Genomic DNA, 13786 nt, shown 5'->3' on the forward strand with positions numbered 1-13786 from the left:
GCAGGGACAAAAGTCCCCGCCCTGTTTCTTGTCCACTGATGGGCGGAGAGACAATTGGCAGTCTCTCCGCCGAAAATATTTCCCACAGCCTCTATGCGAAAATCGCGATTTTATTAATCTCTTCATACAAGAAGCCGGGACCTGCCAACGCGGCAGGCCCCGGCTTTTCAGCTTTACAGAAATTGTTCCAGCGCGGCGCGAAGTTCCTCGTCAGACGGGGGAACGTTCCAAAACAGGGGCTTTTCGTTCCCCGTGAGAACCGGGAGATACAGCCCGTCCGGGTCCGCCAGAGACATATGGTTGGCCCGGCAGCCGGGACAATAGGAGGGCTGGCAAACGCTGTCAAATCCCCGGGCCGCGATGTCCGCCTCGTCCATGATTTTCTCCACGGTGCATATAAGGCCCAATTCCCGGGCCATCTGCTCCACCCGCCCCAGATAAAAGTCGTTTCGGGGACACTCGGAGGCGTACAGCCGCAGCCTGAAGCCTATCTTTTCCCCGTCTGCCATTACTTTTGAAGCCCGGCGGCCCATGCGCCGTATTTTTCGATATTTGCGTCGCACGCGGCCCGGTCGGCTCCTTGGGTCAGGATGTAGACCTTGATTTTCGGCTCCGTGCCGGAGGGGCGCACCAAAATCGTGGTGCCGTCCGCCAGTTCAAAGCGCAGCACGTTGGAGCCGGACAGCTCCATGGCACTCTTTGTCCCGGCTGCGCAGTCCACCACGGACCCGTCGGCATAGTCCTTGCGCACCGAAACCTTTACGCCGCCAATGGCGGCAGGCGGATTTTCCCGCAGACCCCGCATCAGCTCCGCCATGTCCTTCAGTCCGTCTAGTCCCGGCATCACCAGATTATAGGTCTTCTCTCCATACTGACCATACTTTTCATAGAGCTTCTCCAGCGCGTCAAACAGCGTCATCCCCTGCGCGGCATACCACGCGGCCATCTCCGTCAGCAGCATGGAGGCCGTCACCGCGTCCTTATCCCGGACGTAATCGCCCAGCATATAGCCGTAGGATTCCTCGTAGGAAAAGATAACCTTCCCATCTCCCGCCGCTTCCAGCGCATTCTTCTTCTCCGCCATAAACTTGAAGCCGGTGAAGGTGTCAAAGCACGCCACGCCGTTGGACTCCGCAACCTTCCGCGCCATCTCCGTGGTGACGATGGTTTTCAGCGCCACGGGCCGCTCCGGCAGCCGTCCCGCCCGGCGCATCGCGCCGATAAGATAGTCCAGCAGCAGCACGCCGGTCTGGTTCCCCGTGACGGGACGGTACTCTCCGTCCTTGTCCCGTACCATAATACCCACCCGGTCGCTATCCGGGTCGGTGCCCACGATGAAATCCACGTCGTTTTCCCGGGCAAGGTCAACCGCCAGATAAAACCCCTCCGGGTTCTCCGGATTGGGGGACTTCACGGTGGGGAAGGTCCCGTCAATCACCATCTGCTTCGGCTCGCACAGAATGTGCTTTACCCCCAGCGCACGCAGCGCCTCCGGCACCAGCTTATAGCCGCAGCCGTGGAACGGGGTGTACACCAGCTTAAAGGTGTCCGCCACCTTGGCGACGGTTTCCCGGTCGTTGATCATGGCGGTGACCTCTTCCATAAACCGCCGGTCCGTCTCCTCCCTCATCACGGTGACAAGTCCGGTGGCCAGCGCCTCGTCCCACCTCAGCGCCTTCACGCCGGTGAAGATGTCGATTTCCTCCATCTTCTTCGCAACAGCCGCCGCGTGGTGGGGCGGGAGCTGGGCTCCGTCCTCCCAATAGACCTTGTAGCCGTTGTACTCCTTGGGGTTGTGGCTGGCAGTGACGTTGATGCCCGCGATGCATCCGTACTCCCGCACTGCAAAGCTTAGCTCTGGCGTGGGACGCAGCGCGTCGAAAATCCGCACAGCCACGCCGTTTGCAACGCAGACCCCCGCCGCCTCCCGGGCAAAGTCCATAGAACCGATCCGGCAGTCCATACAGATGGCGACGCCCCGCTTCGCCGCGTCGCCTCCCTCCGCCAGAATCACCTGGGCGAAAGCCTGGGTGGCATGGCGGATGACATGGACGTTCATATTGTGCAGGCCCACGGCCATGATTCCCCGCAGTCCGGCGGTGCCGAACTCCAGCGGGCCGTAAAACCGGGCTTCGATCTCCTTGGCATCGTTTTTCAGGGCGAACAGCTCATCCTTTTCCGCCTGAGACAGGGCGGGGCTGTTCAGCCACTTTTCATATTCCCGCATGAACTCCATGGAATTTTCCTCCTTATTCTTCGCCGCCCGGTTGGGCGGGATTATCCAGAATCGCCTTGGCGTCCTCCAACAGGGATTGGGGCACGTAGATGTCCACGCCCCGTCCGGCAAAGCCGAAAATCACCTTGCCAAGCGTGCCGGATTTAAACGCCGGGATGCCGCAGCCATTCAGCATGGACAACAGCACATCTGCGCCGCCCCCCAGCTCCGACTGGGCGGAAATCAGCAGCTCTGCCCGCTCCGGCTCTCCGTCCGTCCCTGCGGGCCAGCCCTCCGGCAGGTCGCCCTGGCGCAGGCCCCAGTTGTTCTCGTCTTTCATTGGGTCCCTCCTTCTGCAAAATCAAAAATTTATTAGAAATAAAAGTTAACTCACTTATGATATCGTCCGCCCGTTTGAATCTGATACGCCCGGTATAGTTGCTCCAGCAGCATTACCCGGGCCAGATGGTGGGGGAAGGTCATGGGCGACATGGACAGGCGCAGGTCCGCTCTGTCTTTCAGGCTTTGATGCAGGCCCACGCTGCCGCCAATCAAAAAGGTAAGCTGGGACGCACCGGACACGGCAAATCCGCCCAGCGCCTCCGCAAACGCCGGGGAGGAAAGTGTTTTCCCCTCAACGCACAGGGCAATCAGCGCACCGGATTTGGGGAGTTTCTCCTCCACCCGGCCCGCTTCCTCAAGAAGCGCCCGCTCAATTTCGGCCGGGGACGGCGCTTCGCTGAGCCGCGCTTCCGCCAGCTCCACGATTTCCGCCTTGCAATACCGCGACAGGCGCTTCAAATACTCCGCCGCCGCGTCCGCGTAGAACTTCTCCTTCAGCTTGCCTACGCACAGAACGCTCACCTTTTGCATACGCCCTCCGTCACCTGATGGCAGGGGCCTGTGCACTCCCGCTCCGCAACAGACAGCGCCGGGCCTTCCCCCGCCTCCGCCAGCGCGGCGGACACGGCGCAAAGAGCCGTCTCCGGCGTGTTGTTGTCCCGGCTCAGGTGCGCCAGAACCAACTCCTCCGTCCCGGACCGACACGAGCAGACGGCAAACCGGGCCGCCGCTTCGTTGCTCAAATGCCCCTCATCGCCAAGAATCCGTCGCTTTAAGAAATAAGGGTACGGCCCGCCCCGCAGCATATCTACGTCGTGATTGGCCTCCAGCATCAGCAGCGGTACGCCGCAAAGCACCTCCGCTGCCTCGTCGGTGACAAAGCCTGTGTCAGTCAACAAGCCGAAGTCCCCCACCCGAAACCCGGCGGAGCCGGGGGCGTCGTGAGAGGTGGGAAATGCGTCCACATCGCAGCCGTCCACGGTGAACCGCTCCCCCATGGCAAAGGGTGACAGGCGGTTTTCAATGCCCGCCAATCGCCGCCGCAGGTCGCGCCCCGCCGCTTCGCTGGCGTATATCGGGCCGTCCCACCGCTTTAAAAGAGTTTGCAGCCCAGCAATATGATCCGCGTGGGTGTGGGTAATCAAAATGCCGGACAAGTCCTCCAGCGACCGGCCCAGCTCCCGCAGCGCTGAGGTAATCCGGCGGCAGGAAATGCCCGCGTCCAAAAGAAGACAAACGCCGTCCTTTTCCAGCAGGGCGGCATTTCCCGAAGAGCCGCTGGCAAGCGTATGTAAAATCGTCAAAAAAAGTCCCCCGTGCGTTTTGAATTCAGGCGGCGGCCGCCCGGTGATAAAAATGCGTCCGTGATGGAGAGTGTCGACGAAAGTCGGCGACCTCCATCGCGGACGCGGTAATAACTCAACAAAACACCTGATGCGTCATGTGCTTTTGGCCGGGCAGATCAGCCGATGTGGGCTTCCAACTGCTCGTTCTCCCCCGGCTCCTCCACCACGCGAATGTCGGCCCCCAGGCTGCGGAGCTTATCAACAATGCGCTCATAGCCCCGCTCGATATATTGCACCTGACTAATTTCGGACTCACCCTTGGCGGCCAGCGCCGCGATGACCAGCGCCGCACCCGCCCGCAGGTCGCAGGCCTGAATGGGCGCGCCGGTGAGATAGTCCACGCCCTGCACCACCGCGGTCTTGTCGTCCACCTGAATGGACGCACCCATGCGCTTGAGCTCGTCCACATAGCGGTAGCGGTTGTTCCAAACGCTTTCTGTCACCAGTGATGTGCCCTCTGCAAGAGAGAGCACCGTGGTCATCTGGGGCTGCATATCCGTGGGGAAGCCGGGATACGGCATGGTTTTCACGTTGGTCTGGTGTAGCGGCTCGCTGCGCCGGACCAGCAGCGTATCCTCCCGCTCCTCCACCTCCACGCCGCACTCCTGCAGCTTGGCGGTGATACAATCCATGTGCTTGGGAATAATATTCTTCACCAAAATCTGTCCGCCGGTAGCGGCAACCGCCGCCATGTAGGTGCCCGCCTCAATCTGATCGGGAATAATGGCGTAACTTCCGCCCCGCAGACGGGAGACGCCCTGAATTTTAATGGTGTCGGTACCCGCGCCCCGGACATTGGCCCCCATGGAGTTTAAAAAGTTGGCCAAATCTACGATATGTGGCTCCTTCGCCGCGTTTTCAATCACGGTGCTCCCCTCCGCCAGAACGGCGGCCATCATAATGTTCATGGTGGCGCCCACGGAAACCACGTCCAGATAAATGTTGGCTCCGTGAAGCCGGGGCTCCCGGCAGGAGGCGTGAATAAAGCCGCCCTCTACCGTCACGTCGGCCCCCAGCGCCTTAAAGCCCTTAATGTGCTGATCAATGGGCCGCACGCCGAAATTGCACCCGCCGGGCATGGCCACGTCGGCCCGGGCAAAGCGGCCCAGCAGCGCGCCGATGAGGTAATAGGACGCCCGGATGCGCCGCGCCATCTCATAGGAGGTGCGGGTGGAGCGGATATGAGTGCAATCAATCTCCACCGTGTGGGGATTGATTGCGCGGACAGACGCGCCCAGCTCATCCAAAATGGTGTAAAACAAATGCACGTCGGAGATTTGAGGGATGTTTTCAATGCGGCAGACTCCCTCCACCAAAAGCGCGGCGGGAAGAATAGCAACAGCCGCATTTTTTGCGCCGCTGATCTCCACCTCGCCAAACAGGGGCTTGCCGCCCCGAACGATATATTTTGTCAAACCCAAAACCCTCTCTTTTACGTCAAAACGGACCGTCTGTGTTCATTGTACCCCCAGATGGGACTTCCATACCGAAAACAAGGCCCAAAACAAGTCGATTTTTTCGCGTTCGCGCCGCCCGCCTCAGCGGATTTTTCCCGCCGCTGCCACAAAGTGGCCACAGGCGGGCGCGGTGCGCTGCGCGCACAGTTACCATAACACATTTTACCACACATTTCAAGAAACACAATCAAAACTTTCAGGCCTTTCAAGAGGCTTTTTGTCTCGACAAAAAGGGCCTTTTTTCTTTCCTTTTCATGCGTGAGCCACAGCGCCGGTGACACAGTTCACATAGTAATCCACCGCGTCCGTGTCCACGCGCCACAGGGGCGTCAGCGTCAGGGCGGAGGCTGTATTTTGCAGCTCGTAACAGGGTGACAGCCCCGTGACGGCGCTCACCACTGCGCCGGAGGTCCGCCTCGCCTCCAAAAACGCGGTGAGGGCGGTGGACGCGGTCAGCAGGCTCTCTCCCTGCACCGCCGTGGAGTGCAGGGGCAAAAAGGTGCCGCTGACGGAGCGCAAAACGTTGTTTTCCGACAAAAACGTGACGGTACCACCCTCTACGGGATAGCCTCTGCACAGCCGGTTCACGGTGACGGACCCGCTGCCGGACGCGTCAAGCCACTCGTCGGGCACCTCGCATTCATAGCTGCGGCAAAAGCGGCGAACCAAATCGGCAGGGGTCTTCCCCAGCTCTCCCACAATTTCAAACGCGCCGGAGGCGCGGAAAACCGCTCGGCCCAGCGCGGAGGTATAGGTCAGAATACCGCCGCCCTCGTCGGCGGCGGTCAGCTCATCTCCCAGGAAAACGGCGGCGGCGGTCTTCTCCGCCCCGGAATCTCGCTCCAGCGTCAACGCCTGAGGGGGCGGGTCAAAGGTGACGGCGGATTCACTGAGGGTCACACCCTCGGCGGCAAAGAGCTTCACCAGCTCCTCCGTGGCCTGCCGCCGGGCGGCGGCCTGCTGCGCCTGACGTATTCCCAGCGTCCCCAGAAGAAACACGTTCATCAGCAGAAGCGTGAGAATAATAATACTTTTCAGGCGATGCGTCTCCATGTTCTCCGCCCCTCTCCTTGTTTCTTACTCTGCCAGCCACTGGGCGGTGACGGCGCTCCCCCCGTCCACATAACGGACGGCAAGCTCTCGTCCCGGCCAGGCCCGGGCAATGGACAGCGCCTGCGCCAGCGGCAGCAGGCTCTCTCCGCTTTCGGCGGGAGTATACTGCCGCACCCGCAGGGTCAGCCGGACAATCGACGCCCCCTCCAGCGTCACCTCTGCGGCAACTCCCCCGTCCGAGAAACGGATGGGAAGTCCCGCGTACTGATAGCCAAAGCGCAGCGTGACGGAATCCTCGCCTGTGGTATACTCCTGCAAAAATAATGCCCCGCTGCTCTGCTCGGGCAGCAGCCCGCTCAGAAGTTGAAAAACCCCCACCACTGTTTCCGTTTCTGTGGGAACCTCTTCCTCGGAAGCGATGCGCAGCGACCCGCTGCTCCCCTGATAAGAAATCTCCCCATCGGGGTGAATACGAAGGTTTCGGTCTCCCTCCACCACCACCTCCGCACCGGAGGTCTCCGGATACCGGGAATTGGTGTGGGGATTGAAGGACAGGGCCTCCAGCACCGCGTCAGAATCCGTAATTTCGGTGGAGACGGCAAGGTTTACAGGAGGATCAAGCTGATCGGAAAAAAGAGAAAAGTCAGCCACATGCCCGTCGCTTTCCGGTCGGTCAAATGCAAACCACGCGCTCCCGAGAGAGTAGTCTCTCACCAGTTCCCTCACGCTTTCGGCAGAAATGGCCGTGGTGCAGACAAAGCAGGCGCTTTCCCCATCCCACGCGAACAGGCGCACCGCGTTTTCATTCACCTGTACCAGCACCCGGCGGGCAGAGAGTTCCCCCCCGTTCCACTGTGCGCCCACCACTCCTGCCAAAATGGACAGGGGCAACGCCCCGCCAAAGTCATAATAGACGGAGCCGCCGGCGTCCGTCCCCATTTGCAGCGCGGCGCGAAAATCCTCCACGCCGCACTTTTTCATCGTCCCGGCGGAGCCCAGCGCCTCCATCAAAAGATTTCCCGGTTTTAAAAAGTCCTCGTCCCCGGTGGTCAGGGCCAGTCCTCCCCAACGGCCGTAGGCTCCTGTAACAGCCACCCGCGCGGGCAGCTCAAGATCCGTCAATCCCGAAACACTCTGGCTTTTTTGAATCGAGTCGGAGGAAAGCAGTCCGGAGAGATAGCCTCCGTCGCCCCGGAGATTAAATAGCTGCGTCTGGACAAACAGCGCCACGGCGGAGACGCTCAACAGGGCGATGGCGATATTTTGCAGACGGTTCCGCCGCTTTTTCGCTCTTGGGTCCATGCCCGCCCTCCTTCTTGTCTCTTTGCGTTATGCCTCCCACCGCGTCTGGCGAAGGGGAAGCGTCAGCCGGACCGTGGTGCCCGGCCCCTCGTGACGGGTCAGCCGGATGGTGCCCTGATGCCGCTCCACAATCTCCTTTGCGATGGACAGGCCCAGGCCCGTTCCGCCGGACTCCCGCGAGCGTGCCTTGTCCACCCGGTAAAACCGCTCGAAAACGTGCTCCCGGTCTTTTTCCGGGATGCCGATGCCATTGTCGGCCACCTCCATCCACACATGCCCCTCGGTGGTTCCGGCAGTAACCAGAATGCGCCCGCCGTCGGGCGTGTATTTGATGGCGTTTCCCAAAATGTTCATCATCACCTGCTCCAGCCGCTGGCGGTCCCCCTCGATAATAGGCAACGTCTGGGCCAGCTCCAGCTTCAGCGCGTGGCCATGGTGCTGTGCCTCCAGCGCGTTGGCCCGGACCACGCTGGCGATGGCGCTGCCAAAGTCGAACCGGGCGCAGCTCATCTCCGTATTCCCCGCGTCCAGCCGGGAGAGCGTCAGCAGATCCTGAACGATATGGGTCATGCGGTCCGTCTCGTTAATAATAATATCCAGAAAATTGTCGGCGGTGTCCCGGGGAATGTCTCCCCCGCTGTCCCGCAGAGTTTCGGCATAGCTTCTCACATTGGTGAGAGGCGTACGCAGCTCATGAGAGACGTTGGCAACAAACTCCTTGCGCCGTTCCTCGCTGCGGTGGTGCTCCGTCTCGTCGTGCAAAACCACCAGCACGCCGCCGCTCGCCTGATCGGAAAACGGGGCGAAATACGCCTCCAGCGTCTTCTCCCCCACCACCATCTCCGTGTCGGCATAGTTGGGCCGCTGGAGGGCCAGTATCTGCTCCAGCGGATAAACAGAGCCGAACAGCTCGTCATAAACCGCTTCCTTTGGAACGGAGCGCTGCAAAAGCACCGTGGCGGCGGGATTGCAGTGGATCAGTTTCCCGTCGTGGTCAAAGGCGGCCACGCCGTCGGTCATGTGGAGAAACAGGGTGTCCAGCTTGTTTCGTTCGTTTTCCACGGCGTTCAGGCTGTCTTGAAGCACATCCGCCATGTGGTTGAAGGTCCCGGTGAGAATACCGATTTCATCCGGCGATTCCACCGGCAGCTTGTTGCCAAAGTCTCCCCCCGCCAGCCGCTCCGCCCCCTCCGTCACCTTTTCGATGGGACCCACAAGGGTTTTGCTGAGGAGATAGCTGAACAGCACGGAAATCAAAAGCCCGATCACCAGAGCCTGCATGATGATGGTGAAAAGCTGGCTGTTCAGCTTAGACACGGTGTCCCGGTTGTCCAGTATATAGATAATGTAACTCCCTTCCTCCCCGGAGATAGGGATGGCCACATCCATGTAGTCCTCAGTCAGATCGCTGCGGTCCCCCACATCGCCGTTGAGGGCCTTAATCAGGTTTGGCGTGGACGCGAGAACCCCCCCGCTCTCCCCCGACTCCGCCAGCACCGCGCCGGAAGCTCCGTCCAAAACATAATAGTTCCGGGAGCGATAGTCGATGCCAAGGCTTCCGGCGTTGGCCTCCAGAATCTTCTGCATCTGGGCCGCGCCCTCCGGCGCGTCGGCGGCGGCGAGAAGGTCTGCCATAAAGCTGGCGTTTTTGGCCGTGGCAACGCCGTCCGCCTCCGATGTGGAGCCGAACATATCGTTCATCTGCTCAAAAAAGCCGTCGATGTAAAAGCTGGCGACGTTGGTGGTGAGAAACGCGCCCACCGTGGCCATCAGCGAGGTAATCAGCAGCAGCATAATCAGCATCAGCTTCATGTGGAGACTTTTGAACACGGCTGGCGCCTCTCTTCCATCCGGAAATCCGGGGGCCCCGCCTGTTTCAGGGACCGTTTCCCGCTTTTATGTTGCGAAATAGTAACCCGCCCCGCGCCGGGTAAGAATGTAGCGGGGGTTTGCCGGGTCCGTTTCGATTTTCTCCCGAAGTCGGCGGACGGTCACGTCCACAGTTCGGGCGTCGTCACCCACGTAGCCGTAGTTCCACACCTGCTCCATCAGATCAATGCGGGCGTAAACCTTGTTGGGGTGGCTGGCCAGAAAGGTCAAAAGCTCGTATTCCCGCTGGGTTAACTCGATGACTTCCCCGCTGCGGAACACCTGATGGCTGTCGGTATTGACTGCCAAGTCACCCGCCACGGTCATGGCCGCCTCGGCGGCGGAGGCCGCAAGTGGGGCTGCCATGCCGAGCCTGCGGATATTCGCCCCCACCCGGGCAATCAGCTCCCGCATGGAAAAGGGCTTTGTGATGTAGTCGTCCGCGCCGATTTCAAGGCCCAGGACCTTGTCCGTCTCCTCCTCCCGGGCGGTGAGAATCACCACGGGCACATTGTTGCGGCTCTCCCGCAGGGCACGGCACACGTCAAAGCCGTTCATCTTGGGCAGCATCACGTCCAGAAGGATCAAATCCGGCTTTTCCGCTTGGGCTTTTTTCAGCCCGTCCTCCCCGTCGTATGCCTCCAACGTGGCATAACCCTCCCGCTGAAGGTTAAAGCAGACGATGTCCACGATATTTTTCTCGTCCTCCACGATCAATACTGTCTTTTTCGGTTCCATGGAGTCTCCTCTCTCAGCTTGTCAAAGGTTCAGTAAAAGCTTGGCCTTCAAAATGGCGGCAACGGTTTTCCCATCCTCAATTTCGCCCCGAAGGCAGCGGTGCGCCAACTCCTCCATGGGAATGCGCTCCAGTCGAAGAAATTCGTCCTCGTCGGGCCGGGCCTCCCCCATTGTCAGGCCGCGGGCCAGAAAGAGATACAGCTCCTCTCCCAGACAGCCCGGGGAGGGAAGAATTTTCCCCATGGGCAAAAGCTCATCCGGAACCGCGCCCGTTTCCTCCAGCAGCTCCCGCAGGGCGCCCACAGCCGGCTCTTCGCCCTCCTCCAGCTTTCCCGCCGGAATCTCCAGCAGGGTCTTACCAAACGCATAGCGGTATTGGGTCACTGCCAGAACATTGTTTCCCCCGTCCAGCGCCACCACGGCGACGCACGGGCAATGGTCCGCCACCTCCCGGAAAGCGGTCTTCCCGTCGGGCAGACGCACCTGGTCCACATGAACATTCAGCAGCTTCCCGGTAAATACATCCTGCCTGGAGAGGAATGTTTCTTCCAGATTTTCAACCATTTTAAAGGCACCTTCGCTTCTTTATTATTATCTTTAGCCATTATAGCAAAGAACCAAAGGGATGACAACGTTTCTTTTACTTGAAGATTGGGCAGGATTATGCTAAACTACCATCATCTTACAGAACGGAACCCGAAGGGAGGCGCTTTCCACGGAGAAGAAGGGAATCAAAATCGCGGCCCAGAACCGCAAGGCGTACCACGATTACTTCGTGGAGGAGAAATTCGAGGCGGGCATTGAGCTGTTCGGCACGGAGGTGAAATCCATCCGGGCCGGAACGCTGAACCTGAAGGACGCGTGGTGCTCTATTCAGGACGGCGAGCTGTTTGTCAACGGCATGCACATCTCCCCCTATGAAAAGGGCAACATTTTCAACCGCAATCCCGAGCGGGTCCGAAAGCTTTTGATGCATAAAAGTGAAATCCGAAAGCTTCAGGCCCTTGTGAAGCAGGACGGATACACCCTGATTCCGCTGTCCGTCTATTTCAAGGACGCGAGAGTGAAGCTTGAAATTGGCGCCTGCCGGGGCAAAAAGAATTACGACAAGCGCGAAACCATTGCCAAGCGGGACGCGGAGCGGGAGATGGACCGCCACATGAAGGAGCGGAACCGCTGAGCATCGGCGCGGAAGCAATTGCTCCAAACGGCGCGCGATATGCAATTGAAAAACCCGAAGGAAGAAAGGAATCTTTGATATGTCTGAAATGAAAAACCCCATTGCCACCATTACCATGGAAAACGGCGCGGTGATGAAGGCGGAGCTGTACCCCGACAAGGCCCCCAACACGGTGAATAACTTCATCGCGCTGGCCAACTCCGGCTATTACGACAAGCTGATTTTTCACCGCTGCATTCCCGGCTTTATGATTCAGGGCGGCTGCCCCCAGGGCACCGGCACCGGCGGCCCGGGCTATTCCATCGCGGGCGAGTTCTCCGGCAACGGCTTTGCCCAAAACGATGTGGTTCACACGTTGGGCGTGCTGTCCATGGCGCGGACCATGTCCCCCAACACCGCGGGCAGCCAGTTTTTCGTCATGGTGGACGACGCGCCCCATCTGGACGGGCAGTATGCCGCCTTTGGCAAGGTGACCGAGGGCGCAGACGAGGCCGTGCGCATTTCCAAGGTGAAGGTGGATTTCAACGACAAGCCCAAGACGCCGGAAGTGATTGCCTCCATCCGCGTGGACACGCAAGGCGTGGAGTACCCCGCGCCGGAGAAAAAGGCCGAGCGCTAAGCGCGGCGGTTGCCTGATTTTCAAGGAAAGGGAGCGCGTTTTATGAAAATCGCCATCGTCACCGGCGCGTCCTCGGGGCTGGGTCGGGAATTTACCCGCCAGCTCATTTCCGAATATCCCGAAGTAGAACAGCTCTGGCTCATCGCCCGACGGCGCGACCGGCTGGAGGAGCTGGCAAAGTCCCTGCCCCGCCCGGCGCTGTGTCTGGGGCTGGATTTGTGCGACCCCATGAGCTTCACCGCGTTTCAGGAAAAGCTTTTGTCCGAGCAGCCGGAAGTGCTTTTGCTAGTGAACAACGCGGGCGTGGGCTATTGGGGCAATCTGGGCGAGACGGACACGGTGCTCCAAACCCGCATGATCGATCTGAACCTGCGGGCGCTCACCGCCGTCACCAGCCTGACGCTCCCCTATCTTCCCCGGGGCGGGAGAATCCTGAACGTGTCCTCTATCGCAGCCTTCTGCCCCAACGCCCGGATGACGGTCTACTCCTCTACCAAGGCGTTTGTCTCCCACTTCACCGTGGGGCTGGGCGAGGAGTTGCGGGGAAAAGGCGTCTCCGTCACCGCCGTGTGTCCGGGCCCCATGGCCACAGAGTTTTGTGACACGGGCGGAATCACCGGCAACTCGAAAATGTTTGAGCTGCTCCCCTACTGCGATCAGGTCCGGGTGGCCCACGGTGCGCTGCTGGCGGCAAAACGCCGCAGAAGCATCTATACCCCCACGGCGTTTTATAAGTTTTACCGGCTGGCGGCGAAGCTGATCCCGATGAAACTGATGGCAAAGCTGACAAAGACATAAATTTCATGAAATTGTAACATACTTCCGGGTGGGAGTATGTTATAATTTCAAAAGAAGATTCCGCATTCAGATCCAAGCACCCATTTTAACTGTCCGCAAGAGTTTTGCGCCATTGTCTTTTGCCGCCGTGGTGGAGCGGCGGGCGGGGCACAGAGCGCGGCAATATATGGGGGTGTACCGGTTTCGACGGGGATATGGAGGCGGGACCAGCGGGCGGATGTGCCTGTCATCCGAAAAACGGGCAAATTATAAATTAAACAACAATAATACTGTTGCTTACGCTGCCTAATTAGGCAGCCGTCCGACCCGGAAGGACCGCGAGCCGGGAAGGGCGTCGTTTAGCGGTAAATGTGCGTACGCAAAGCTTTGCGCGTGCCATAAATTATGAAGCTCACCTGACCCGCCGGCGTGACGGCTTGCCGGCGGAGAGGGGAACAGGGAGAGAAAGACTCCCAAAATAACCGTCTGCGCCCGGAGAACGTCTCGTTAAAGTGTTTTCGGACGGGGGTTCAACTCCCCCCACCTCCACCAAGATAGGTTGACAAGTTTTCGATAATGATACTTGTCAACTTATCCTTTATTCATGCTGGTTTGCAGGCTTTTCAGGAACTCAAATGGCATTGAAAATTCAGTTGAAGTGTGTATTCGAACTCACACAAAAATAGAATAAATTAATGCGAGGCACGATAGCTGCAAAGTACTATCGTGCCTTTTTTGTTTCCAAATTTAAAAAGGACGGTTTTACTATGACAGCCTATATTGATAAATCGGCTCAGATTACTGAAGGACTTCGTAAGTCTTTTCAAAAAGGCGACTGTAAAATAGCCAATCGCACTTGCTACGGCTAGATAAGGTACAATAAGTTGC

At 59.1% G+C, this 13786-nt stretch carries 15 protein-coding genes and 1 other RNA gene; 4 read left to right on the forward strand and 12 right to left on the reverse strand.

Annotated elements, in window-relative coordinates:
* Positions 1-173 precede the first annotated feature (173 nt).
* The 11 genes from B2W96_RS03030 to B2W96_RS03080 all read right to left on the reverse strand — a co-directional run bounded on the left by B2W96_RS03030 (position 174) and on the right by B2W96_RS03080 (position 10886).
* Positions 174-509, reverse strand: coding sequence for a hypothetical protein (locus B2W96_RS03030; protein ID WP_293008424.1), 336 nt, complete (start codon positions 507-509; stop codon positions 174-176).
* A complete protein-coding gene (locus B2W96_RS03035; protein ID WP_293008426.1) occupies positions 509-2236 on the reverse strand; it encodes a phospho-sugar mutase in 1728 nt (575 codons plus the stop codon). Before B2W96_RS03035 ends, B2W96_RS03030 begins: the two co-directional genes overlap by 1 nt.
* Before the next feature lie 13 nt (positions 2237-2249).
* Positions 2250-2555 (reverse strand): hypothetical protein, encoded by a 306-nt coding sequence (locus B2W96_RS03040; protein WP_293008428.1) that lies wholly within the window; start codon positions 2553-2555, stop codon positions 2250-2252.
* 50 nt (positions 2556-2605) lie between these two features.
* Positions 2606-3088, reverse strand: coding sequence for a 23S rRNA (pseudouridine(1915)-N(3))-methyltransferase RlmH (gene rlmH / locus B2W96_RS03045; protein WP_293008430.1), 483 nt, complete (start codon positions 3086-3088; stop codon positions 2606-2608).
* Positions 3076-3861, reverse strand: a complete 786-nt coding sequence (locus B2W96_RS03050; RefSeq protein WP_293008432.1) for an MBL fold metallo-hydrolase — start codon at positions 3859-3861, stop codon at positions 3076-3078. The genes rlmH and B2W96_RS03050 overlap by 13 nt, the downstream gene beginning before the upstream one ends.
* Before the next feature lie 158 nt (positions 3862-4019).
* On the reverse strand, positions 4020-5318 hold the full coding sequence (locus B2W96_RS03055) for a UDP-N-acetylglucosamine 1-carboxyvinyltransferase (RefSeq protein WP_293008434.1): 1299 nt from the start codon (positions 5316-5318) through the stop codon (positions 4020-4022).
* A gap of 294 nt (positions 5319-5612) precedes the next feature.
* Positions 5613-6413, reverse strand: a complete 801-nt coding sequence (locus B2W96_RS03060) for a hypothetical protein (RefSeq protein WP_293008436.1) — start codon at positions 6411-6413, stop codon at positions 5613-5615.
* Positions 6414-6437: 24 nt separating this feature from the next.
* Positions 6438-7715: a hypothetical protein gene (locus B2W96_RS03065; protein ID WP_293008438.1), complete on the reverse strand. Its 1278-nt coding sequence runs from the start codon at positions 7713-7715 to the stop codon at positions 6438-6440.
* 27 nt (positions 7716-7742) lie between these two features.
* Positions 7743-9545, reverse strand: coding sequence for an ATP-binding protein (locus tag B2W96_RS03070; RefSeq protein ID WP_293008440.1), 1803 nt, complete (start codon positions 9543-9545; stop codon positions 7743-7745).
* Between the two features lie 66 nt (positions 9546-9611).
* Positions 9612-10322, reverse strand: a complete 711-nt coding sequence (locus B2W96_RS03075) for a response regulator (RefSeq protein ID WP_293008442.1) — start codon at positions 10320-10322, stop codon at positions 9612-9614.
* A 21-nt stretch (positions 10323-10343) separates the two neighbouring features.
* Positions 10344-10886, reverse strand: a complete 543-nt coding sequence (locus tag B2W96_RS03080; RefSeq protein WP_293008444.1) for an NUDIX domain-containing protein — start codon at positions 10884-10886, stop codon at positions 10344-10346.
* Between the two features lie 211 nt (positions 10887-11097).
* On the opposite strand from B2W96_RS03080, the gene smpB reads away from it, so the two are divergent.
* From smpB to ssrA, 4 genes are all read left to right on the forward strand, one after another.
* Positions 11098-11502: an SsrA-binding protein SmpB gene (gene smpB / locus B2W96_RS03085; RefSeq protein ID WP_293008446.1), complete on the forward strand. Its 405-nt coding sequence runs from the start codon at positions 11098-11100 to the stop codon at positions 11500-11502.
* Between the two features lie 88 nt (positions 11503-11590).
* Positions 11591-12121, forward strand: coding sequence for a peptidylprolyl isomerase (locus tag B2W96_RS03090; protein ID WP_293008452.1), 531 nt, complete (start codon positions 11591-11593; stop codon positions 12119-12121).
* Positions 12122-12163: 42 nt separating this feature from the next.
* On the forward strand, positions 12164-12919 hold the full coding sequence (locus B2W96_RS03095; RefSeq protein ID WP_293008448.1) for an SDR family NAD(P)-dependent oxidoreductase: 756 nt from the start codon (positions 12164-12166) through the stop codon (positions 12917-12919).
* 168 nt (positions 12920-13087) lie between these two features.
* Positions 13088-13450, forward strand: a transfer-messenger RNA (tmRNA) gene (gene ssrA, locus B2W96_RS03100).
* Between the two features lie 140 nt (positions 13451-13590).
* Here ssrA and B2W96_RS03105 read toward each other — a convergent pair.
* Positions 13591-13786, reverse strand: a 196-nt coding sequence (locus B2W96_RS03105) for a hypothetical protein (RefSeq protein WP_293008450.1), incomplete at its 5' end; no start/stop codon positions are given.

Source organism: Oscillibacter sp. UBA6647 (assembly GCA_002455655.1).
Lineage (GTDB): Bacteria > Bacillota > Clostridia > Oscillospirales > Oscillospiraceae > Oscillibacter.

Coding starts and splice junctions, on each gene's coding strand:
- B2W96_RS03040 (WP_293008428.1), bottom strand. CDS start 2,555: ATGAAAGACGAGAACAACTGGGGCCTGCGCCAGGGCGACCTGCCGGAG.
- B2W96_RS03065 (WP_293008438.1), bottom strand. CDS start 7,715: ATGGACCCAAGAGCGAAAAAGCGGCGGAACCGTCTGCAAAATATCGCC.
- B2W96_RS03080 (WP_293008444.1), bottom strand. CDS start 10,886: ATGGTTGAAAATCTGGAAGAAACATTCCTCTCCAGGCAGGATGTATTT.
- rlmH (WP_293008430.1), bottom strand. CDS start 3,088: ATGCAAAAGGTGAGCGTTCTGTGCGTAGGCAAGCTGAAGGAGAAGTTC.
- B2W96_RS03060 (WP_293008436.1), bottom strand. CDS start 6,413: ATGGAGACGCATCGCCTGAAAAGTATTATTATTCTCACGCTTCTGCTG.
- B2W96_RS03095 (WP_293008448.1), top strand. CDS start 12,164: ATGAAAATCGCCATCGTCACCGGCGCGTCCTCGGGGCTGGGTCGGGAA.
- B2W96_RS03090 (WP_293008452.1), top strand. CDS start 11,591: ATGAAAAACCCCATTGCCACCATTACCATGGAAAACGGCGCGGTGATG.
- B2W96_RS03035 (WP_293008426.1), bottom strand. CDS start 2,236: ATGGAGTTCATGCGGGAATATGAAAAGTGGCTGAACAGCCCCGCCCTG.
- B2W96_RS03075 (WP_293008442.1), bottom strand. CDS start 10,322: ATGGAACCGAAAAAGACAGTATTGATCGTGGAGGACGAGAAAAATATC.
- B2W96_RS03030 (WP_293008424.1), bottom strand. CDS start 509: ATGGCAGACGGGGAAAAGATAGGCTTCAGGCTGCGGCTGTACGCCTCC.